Origin of the sequence: Flavobacterium sp. (assembly GCF_029242675.1) — a bacterium.
Lineage (GTDB): Bacteria > Bacteroidota > Bacteroidia > Flavobacteriales > Flavobacteriaceae > Flavobacterium.
On sequence record NZ_JAQWTM010000116.1, the window covers coordinates 1 to 9,651 of the forward strand.

Below are 9,651 nucleotides of genomic sequence, written 5' to 3' on the forward strand. Positions count from 1 at the left end.
GCACCTATGTGTTTTGAATTCATTACATCATACGCTCCACCATACGCTTTACGCGTAATAACCGTAACTCTTGGCACGGTAGCTTCGCTCAAAGCATATAACAATTTTGCACCATGCACAATAATTCCTTGCCACTCTTGATCAGTTCCCGGTAAAAACCCTGGTACATCTACTAATACAAGTAGCGGAATATTAAAGGCATCACAAAAACGAGTGAATCGAGCAGCTTTGATCGAGCTATTTACATCTAGACACCCTGCTAAAAACATCGGTTGATTGGCTACGATACCTATACTTCTACCACCAAGTCGTGCAAAACCTACTATTATATTTTCTGCGTAGTTTTTATGTATTTCGAAAAAAGAATCTTCGTCGATAATCCCTGATATAACCTGATGCATATCATAAGGCTTGTTAGGATTATCTGGAATAATGCTTTCTAATTGTTCTCTAACCTCATCGTTTAAAGTGTAAGGCGACTTTTGTGTCGTCTCTTTATTGCTTTGTGGCAAATAACTCAACAATCGTTTCACATCTTCAAGACATTCTACATCATTAGCCGAAGTACAATGCGCCACACCAGATTTAGTCGAATGCGTACTTGCACCTCCTAATTCTTCAGAAGTTACCGTTTCGTTTGTTACCGTTTTTACCACATTAGGTCCTGTAACAAACATATAACTCGTGTCTTCGACCATCATGGTAAAATCAGTCATAGCCGGAGAATAAACCGCTCCACCAGCACACGGTCCCATGATCGCTGAAATTTGCGGAATCACTCCACTTGATTGAACATTGCGATAAAAAATATCAGCATAACCTCCTAAGGAGCGAACCCCTTCTTGAATACGAGCACCACCTGAGTCATTTAACCCAATCATAGGAGCTCCCATTTTTACAGCCATATCCATTACTTTGCAAATTTTCTCTGCATGCGTTTCGGATAGCGCTCCTCCAAAAACAGTAAAGTCTTGAGCAAAAACGTACACTAATCGACCGTTTATGGTTCCGTAGCCTGTTATTACTCCATCACCATAATATTGTTCTTTCTCCATACCAAAATCAGTAGTACGGTGTGTTACCAACATTCCAATTTCTTCGAATGAGCCCTCATCCATCAAATAATTAACACGCTCTCTAGCGGTTAATTTCTTTTTTTGGTGTTGTTTTTCAATTCTTTTTTGACCTCCACCCAAATGAGCTTGAGCAATTTTATCGTTTAATATTTCTATTTTATCTTTCATCTTACTGTTTTTTAATGCTTACTTGACTCCTTTATTAACATCACATTCTGTGCTTCGTTAATTGGGCAAGCGCACTATTTTTTGATCTTCGAAATAACGCTGCAATGCAACTAAAGCTGCAATTTCAGCTTCTTGTTCCATTCCTTTTTGCAAAGAAGCGGCATTATAGTACTTTTTCACAAAATGCGTATCAAAATTCCCTGACCTAAAGGCATCGTGTTCCATTACATACTTTCCAAAAGGCAAGGTAGTTTGCACGCCTTCAACAAGGTAATTATCGATAGCATTGATCATAATTTCAATAGCTTCCTCACGCGTTTCGCCATAAGTAATCAATTTAGCCAGCATTGGATCGTAATAAATAGGAATATCCATGCCTTGCTCGAAACCGTTATCAACGCGTATTCCTTTTCCTTCTGGCAATTGATACACATCTAAATGGCCTACACTAGGTAAAAAGTCATTCAAAGGATCTTCCGCATAAACACGCAGTTCCATCGCATGTCCTTTTATTTTCAAATCGGATTGTTGCACGGTCAACGCTTCGCCTCTTGCCACTTTAATTTGCATTTCGACTAAATCCAAACCAGTTATCAATTCGGTTACCGGATGTTCCACTTGCAAGCGCGTATTCATTTCTAGAAAATAAAAGTTATTATTTTCATCTAACAAAAACTCAACTGTTCCTGCTCCAAGATAGTCGCATGATTTCGCGACTAAAACAGCTGCTTCTCCCATTCTCTTTCTCAACTCAGGAGTTAAAACTGATGAAGGAGCTTCTTCTACTACCTTTTGATGACGACGCTGAATACTACATTCACGTTCGAACAGGTATAATATATTTCCGTGGCAATCAGCCATAATTTGAATTTCGATATGACGAGGAGAGGCTACATACTTTTCGATAAAAACGGAACCGTCACCAAAAGCATTTAAAGCTTCACTAATCGCTCGATTCATTTGCGACTCAAATTCCCCTTCATTCTCAACCACACGCATTCCTTTTCCACCACCACCGGCAGAGGCTTTTATCAGAATAGGAAATCCAATCTCACTGGCAACAACCTTAGCCTCGGCAATATCGGTTATCGCGTGATCTAAACCAGGAACCATTGGGATATCATATTGTTTCACCGCATCTTTTGCAGCAAGCTTACTACCCATGATATGGATAGCCTTGGACTTTGGACCTATAAATATGATGTTATTTTTTTCTGCTTTTTCAGCAAAATCGGCATTCTCACTCAAGAAACCATAACCTGGGTGAATGGCATCCACTCCCAACTCTTTGGCTACTTCGATTATTTTATCTCCTAATAAATAAGACTGGTTAGATGGCGCTTCTCCTATCCAAACTGCTTCATCAGCAAATTTTACATGCGGTGCATTTCTATCAATAGTAGAATAAACCGCTACTGTTTTAATACCCATTTTTTGGGCAGTTTTCATAACACGTATGGCTATTTCTCCCCTATTAGCAACTAATATCTTTTTCATCCTTTATTCGAATTCAATTAACAATTGTCCTTTATCTACAGCATCTCCTTTGATAGCAGCAATCGATTTGATTACACCATCACGAGGCGAAAGAAAACTATTTTCCATTTTCATCGCTTCTAGAATTAATAAAGGATCATTTTCTTTTACGGTTTGTCCTACCACTACACTAATTTCTAGAATTAAACCTGGCATGGGCGCTTTGATTGCATTGACTTGTTTAGTAAGCCCTACCTCAAAACCTAAGTCTTTGATAAGTTGGTCTAAATCATTGGCAATGGCAACAGTATAGGTGTTGTTATTTACCTTGACCGTGTAGTGTTTTTGATTGAAATCAGCCGCAACAATTTCGGCTTTGTAAGGCTTATTTTGATGCAGAATGTGCAAATGGTTTGCCTCTGTTGGAACTGCATCTAATTTTAAAATTGAATCCTTGTTGATATCGAAGGAAAGCGACTCGTTTACTTTTACTTTATAGTTATCACTCATTAGTGTCATTTTTATGAGGGTAAAAATAAGGAAAAGAAAACGTTTTCGTAAACTAAAAAACAAAGTTTTATGCTAATTTACTATAGTTACTTTGAAATTATTTTAAAGGACTATTAATCCAAATTCTCTCAAAGTATGAATAGGCTTTGCGTACCAAAACAGTTCAAAATCTTCAAATTGTGTCTCGAAATCAGTTTTAATTTCCTGAAAAGTGTAGGTTTTAGCCGAAGAAACAGCTATTTTAGATAACATACTTACCAACCACTCGCCTTCTAGTTTATTAGTTTGAATTGTAAAACTTTCTTTTTTGTCATGAAAGGTAAGCGATACCATTTCCCACGAATTTCCTTTTTTAGATTTGGTAAAATAGTCTACTGCAGGCTTTCCGCCTAGCCAAACGATTTTAGCTGTAGGCTTGATATTAAAATCATTAGCTTCCTCAAGCGAGTTAACAATGAAATCGTCCTTGATTGTAGTTCTCGGAATTTTAAAATCAAACCACTCTTGCAATTCAAAATCAAAGCAGATGCCGTGCATAAAATTAAACAAAGATTTTTTGAGCCCGAAACTAAATTTATCATGATCGATACCTGTTTTATCTTTGTAATTGATATCATTATTAGCGAAGGTTCCAACAGCTTCAGTTTCTTTTACAACGCCAAATTTCTCTGGATACAAACCTACGGGACTGTGCGCCGTCATGGCAAACTGATGCCAAAAACCTGATTGTAATACGCCAGCTTCAAATAACTGTCGTACCATTTCGAGACTATCCACCGTTTCCTGAACGGTTTGAGTAGGATATCCATACATTAAATAAGCGTGAACCATTACACCAGCCTCTGTAAAATTACGAGTGACTTTAGCCACTTGCTCCACCGTAACGCCTTTATCGATTAATTTCAATAAACGATCTGAGGCTACTTCGAGTCCGCCAGAAACAGCAATACAACCAGAAGCCTTTAATAGTAAGCACAAATCAGCAGTAAAACTTTTTTCAAATCGAATGTTCGTCCACCAGGTGACTGATAATTTTCTGCGAAGAATTTCCAATGCCAAAGCACGCATTAAAGCAGGCGGTGCCGCTTCATCAACAAAATGGAAACCATTTTCACCGGTTTGCTCCATCATTTCCTCCATTCGATCACATAGCAAATTAGCTGCCACAGGTTCGTAGATTTTGATATAGTCTAGCGAAATATCACAAAACGTACATTTCCCCCAATAACAACCATGTGCCATGGTAAGCTTGTTCCAGCGACCATCAGACCACATGCGGTGCATTGGATTTACAATTTCGATAACCGAAATGTATTTATCTAACACTAAATCCGAATAATCAGGAGTCCCTACTTGGGCTTGTTTATAATCTGGTTTTAGAGAATTATTTTTGTAAACTACTTTTCCCTCTTCCAGAAGAAAAGTTCTTTTATACTGCTTCTCAATTGCGTTCGAATTGACAGCATTTATAAGTTCTTCGATTGGTGCTTCTCCGTCATCTAACGTGATATAGTCAAAAAACTCAAAAACTCGCTCATCCGATAAGGAACGCAATTCGGTATTCGGGAAACCGCCACCCATGGACACTTTAATTTCAGGATGATTGTGTTTCACCCATTGTGCTGCTCTAAAAGCACTATATAAATTACCCGGAAACGGAACTGAAATTAAGAAAAAGGTAGGCTCTACAGTTTCAATTCTTTCTTTTAGAATAGAAAGTAAAACCGAGTCGATATAGGTTGGTTCCTGATGTAGCGCTTCATACAATTCATCAAAAGAATTAGCGGATCTACCAAGACGTTCGGCATATCGGCTAAAGCCAAAGTTAGGATCCACACATTCGACAATAAAATCAGAGATATCCTCCAGATACAAAGTCGCCAAATGCTTTCCTTTGTCTTGTGTTCCCATGGTTCCAAAAGCCCAATCTAATTCTTCCAACTGTGCAAAACGAGAGGCTTCAGGCAAGTAATCTTCTTGACATATTTGTAGCGCCAATGTGGGGTTTTTGCCTTGTAAAAAAGCAATTACTGGGTCAATAGTTTTTATGTATTCCTCTTGAAGTGCCATAATTCGCTTGGAATTAGGAGAGACTTCCGCCGTATCCTTAGCTATTTGAAACAAATCTACAAGTCCTTCTTTTGAAAACAATTTCAAAATCACCTCAATACCTAAATCCGCTTGAACTGATTGCACATCAATGGTATTCAAAAACCCTTTGATGTAAGCGGTTGCTGGATAAGGTGTATTCAGCTGCGTAAAAGGCGGTGTGATTAGGAAGAGTTTTGTTTTCAAGAGGGAATTGTTTTATGCAAAAATAAGGGATATTTAGATTTATTCCTTGAAAAGATTTCGCACATATACTTTATAAGAAATTTCACTTTTTTTATAGACATTTAATTACATTTGTATTTGTAAATATTTTTGAATGAAACGCCTATCCCTTGTACTTTTATTATTGACTGTTATTCCTTCATTTGCCCAATCCAAAAATCAATCTATTGGTTTTATGGAAAATAGAGGACAGATTATTGACCAAAAAGGAAAAACAAACCTTGCGGTAAAGTTCCTTTTGAATTCGAATGGTTTAAACGTACAATTAAGAAAAAATGGCTTCTCGTATGATATTTATGAAGTAAAAAGAACGACTTCAGTACCTTTTGAAATCTTAAATCGAATTCCTGAAAAAGAAAAAAAAGAAACCGAAGACAATTTCGAGTATGTGTTTCATCGCGTCGATATCGATTTTGTGAATTCAAATTCTAATGTTGTATTTATTAAAGAACAAGAATCAAATGATTTTGACAATTATTACAACATTCCTAACATTCCCGAAGGAGTACTAGGAGTTCATAGTTTCAAACAAATAACATACAAAAATATTTATCCAAATATTGACGTCGTTTTCACTATTCCAGCAGATGCTACAAAAACAGTCGAATACAATTTCGTAGTGCATCCAAAAGGAAAAATATCCGACATTCAGCTCCAATTTAATGGTGCCAAAACAGAAATAATTGATAATAAAATCCGAATGAATGTTCGTTTTGGTGAGATGGATGAAACCCTACCTGCGAGTTGGACAGAAGATGAAACTGGCAAAAAAGACATTGCTATTGGTTATAAAAAAATCAAGAATAATATCTACGGCTTTGAAACTGATGATCAAGTTTCAAATAAAACAGTGATTATTGATCCCGTTCCTATTAGGCTTTGGGGGACCTATTTTGGTGGGGGTAACAGTAGCCTCACTAAAAAAATAAAAACAGATCAGCTAGGTAAAGTAATTATAACAGGTGAAACATCTAGCGCATTAAATATTGCGACATCTGGTGCTTTTCAAACTACAAAAACATCTATATGGGATGCGGCATTCCTTGCTAAGTTTACTCCTGATGGTAACAGAATATGGGGTACTTACATCAATTCTGCGAGAATATTTGATCTAATAATAAATACCAATAATGAAGTTTATCTTGGCGGCTCCGTATTTTATACTGATGGAAACGAACTTTCTACTATTGGAGCTTATAAAAATACCAACCCTGATTTTTCATTAGATGGTTTAATCCTTAAATTTAACGCTTCTGGACAACAAATATGGGGAACATTATATGGAGGAATAGCCAATGAAACGATTAATACACTAAGTCTAGATAATCAAGAAAATTTGATAATCGCTGGAGAAACGCATAGTACAGATGGAATTGCGACCTCAGGTCCTTTTCAATCTGTTAATAATGATCCTTTTGATGGTTGCGGTTTCTTTGCCAAATTCTCCCCTCTAGGAAATAGGATTTCTGGAAGTTATTTTCCGGGAATAATTAATCATTCAACAATTGATAAAAACAATAATTTAATTCTAGCAGGACAATATTGGATATTAGATTCTGACCAACCTGATATTTCAACACCAGGAGCACATCAAACACAAATTCATTATATGGATGGTTTTATTGTAAAATTTAATTCAATAGGTCAAAGACTTTGGTGTACTTACTATGGAGGTGATGCTTCATTTTACATATCAGTAAATGAATACTATGATCGTATTACAGGTTTAGGAACAGATGCTTTTAATAATATATATGCAACAGGAGTAACAAATAGCACCAATCATATTTCGACACCCGGAGCTTATAAAGAAAACCAAGCAATCGGCGGTGTTGATGCATTTATTGTCAAATTTAATCCTAATGGAATTAGGCAGTGGGGAACTTATTATGGTTCTGAAAATTTTCCAGGAATTGACAAATGTGAAAGCAGCTTCACATCCGAAAATGGAGACACGTATATCACAGGAGATACAAGAAGCCAAACAGATATTGCAACTGTAGGAAGTTTTCAACCAGTTAGCGATGGATCTGATGAAGGATTTATTTCGAAGTTTGACACTTCTGGCAATCTATTATGGGGGACTTATTACGGTGGTAATCACCCAGATTTCATCAAAAACATTCATTACAGGGATGGAAATATTTACATTATTGGAACAACAACAGGAAGTGCTAATCTTGGCACTGTAGGAACGGAATATCCAACACTTCAAGGTGGTAATACTTTTATAGCCAAATTCCAAGATTGCCTTTCCAATCCTTTAGCATCAAGTAACTCTCCTATTTGTATTGGCGAAACATTAGAAATAAAAGCCTCCGGTGGAACAACTTATGCTTGGACAGGTCCAAATAGTTTTACTTCATCAGATCAAAACCCAATAATAACAAATACCTCAATTGCCAATAGTGGCGATTACTACTGCACTATTACTGGCACGGGCGGATGCGATGATACTAAAAAGGTAAAGGTTGTTATAGGAGACATTGAAGCACCTATTCCTAATCTTGCTACTCTTCCAGTAATTAATGGGGATTGCAACACTGTGCTAACAATAATACCAACTGCTAAAGATAAGTGTGCCGGTTCTATTACGGCAACTACATCAAGCCCACTTTCATATAGTGTAGCCGGAACATACACTGTAGTATGGAATTATACTGATGGTAACGGAAATAGTAGCTCACAAAATCAGTCTGTTATAATCACTGCTAAAGCAAAACCCACAGCAACTGCCCTGCAATCCTTTTGCATTCAGGAAAATGCAACAATAAGCAACATCGCTATTACAGGACAAAACATCAAATGGCACGATGCTTTAATAAACGGGAATATTTTACCTAATACAACTACTCTCCAAAACAGTACCACCTATTACGCTTCTCAAACTATTGATGGCTGTGAAAGCGAAAGAGTTCCCGTAACAATTCAGATTCAAAATACGGCTGCACCAACTGGGAATGGAAGCCAAACTTTCTGTAGCAGTCAAAACCCAAATTTGTCTAATTTAACAGTTACAGGAACTACTATAAAATGGTACGATGCTGCAGCTAATGGAACTTTACTATCTAACACAATCTTGTTACAAAATGGCAATACGTATTATGCCACACAAACTGAAAACGGTTGTGAGAGTGTAAATCGGTTGGCGGTACAAATAACACTAATCACAACGCTACCAGCTACTAATTATGAGGAAATACTGTGCGATGATTTGAATGATTCTAAAGAAATTGTAAATCTTAGTTCGTACAATACCAATTTAATTACATCAACCGCGGGCTATTCCTTTTCTTATTATTCCACTTTGGCTGGAGCCGAAAATGAACTAGCAAATAGTAAAATAGTCAATCCTACTACCTACAAAATATTCCTGGGAACCACTACTATTTATGTTCGAATCAACTCTCCTACCGCTTGTTATGCTGTAGCAGTTTTAAAACTAACGGTGGTTGCTAAACCAATTATTACAATCGCTGACACTGTCCCAATTTGCGCGAACACTTCCATAACCATCAATGCCGGTTCGGATTACGATTCCTACCTATGGTCCACGGGAGAAACAACGCCATCAATAGTTGTTACAAATCCTGCAAACTTATCGGTTACGGTCACTAAAAATTACGGAACAATTAATTGCTCTAGCACCAAAGATTTCGTAGTTAAAAAATCGACTGTAGCAACAATTACTTCCATCGAAACTAAAGACTGGACCGATAATAGCAATATGATTACGGTTTACACAACGGGTACAGGTGATTTTGAATATACAATCGATGGCGATAATTATCAAAATAGTAATCAATTTACTAATTTGCTAATTGGTGCCTACACGGTGCAAGTTCGAGATAAAAATGGTTGTGGTACAGTTGCAGATGAAGTTTACTTATTGATGTATCCAAAGTTTTTCACACCCAACGGCGACAACTTTAATGATACGTGGAGTATTCGCTTTTCTGAAAATGAACCGCAACTATCTGTAAAAATATTTGATCGCTATGGTAAATTAATAGCCTCTTTGAAGCAAAACGAAAGTTGGAACGGAACTTACAATGGCCAATTAGTACCCTCAACCGATTATTGGTTT

The 9,651-nt window shown here is 36.9% G+C and carries 5 protein-coding genes; 1 reads left to right on the top strand and 4 read right to left on the bottom strand.

Annotated features, from left to right (window positions below; genetic code table 11):
- The 4 genes from P8M54_RS04645 to P8M54_RS04660 form a co-directional block, all read right to left on the bottom strand.
- Window positions 1-1,244: acyl-CoA carboxylase subunit beta (locus P8M54_RS04645; RefSeq protein WP_300285700.1), on the bottom strand; the 1,244-nt coding region annotated here is incomplete at its 3' end.
- Between the two features lie 57 nt (window positions 1,245-1,301).
- Entirely contained in the window at window positions 1,302-2,741 is a 1,440-nt protein-coding gene (gene accC / locus P8M54_RS04650; RefSeq protein WP_300285702.1) for an acetyl-CoA carboxylase biotin carboxylase subunit, read from the bottom strand.
- Between the two features lie 3 nt (window positions 2,742-2,744).
- Entirely contained in the window at window positions 2,745-3,230 is a 486-nt protein-coding gene (locus P8M54_RS04655; RefSeq protein ID WP_300285704.1) for an acetyl-CoA carboxylase biotin carboxyl carrier protein subunit, read from the bottom strand.
- 102 nt (window positions 3,231-3,332) lie between these two features.
- Window positions 3,333-5,525, bottom strand: a complete 2,193-nt coding sequence (locus tag P8M54_RS04660) for a radical SAM protein (RefSeq protein ID WP_300285707.1) — start codon at window positions 5,523-5,525, stop codon at window positions 3,333-3,335.
- Window positions 5,526-5,658: 133 nt separating this feature from the next.
- Between P8M54_RS04660 and P8M54_RS04665 the strand changes: the two genes are divergently transcribed.
- Window positions 5,659-9,651: T9SS type B sorting domain-containing protein (locus tag P8M54_RS04665; protein WP_300285709.1), on the top strand; the 3,993-nt coding region annotated here is incomplete at its 3' end.